The 241-nt window shown below is 64.7% G+C and carries 1 protein-coding gene; it reads right to left on the minus strand.

Annotated elements, in window-relative coordinates; translation table 11 throughout:
• A partial coding sequence (locus ACVA58_RS28600) for a hypothetical protein (protein ID WP_446513607.1) occupies positions 1 to 183 on the minus strand: 183 nt, incomplete at its 3' end.
• Positions 184 to 241 lie beyond the last annotated feature (58 nt).

Raw genomic sequence — 241 nt, forward strand, 5'->3', positions numbered from 1 at the left:
GTCCAGCAGCGGCATCTGGTACTTGCCGGCCACGAACACGGCCAGATCGTGCGCGCTCATGATCCCGCTGCCCACCAGTTCGTCGATCAGCTGCGTGCGCTTTTCGCGCGCGCTCTGCTCCAACTGGGTGAGTAGCGTCGGCGCGATTCGCCGGCTCTGTGCTAGAGCGAGTCCGAGTGTCATGAGTCCAGTCCGTCAGGCTGCCGCTGACCATTTCAGCGCACACCCAGCCCCACTGCCT

It is taken from the genome of Photobacterium sp. DNB22_13_2, from assembly GCF_052873915.1.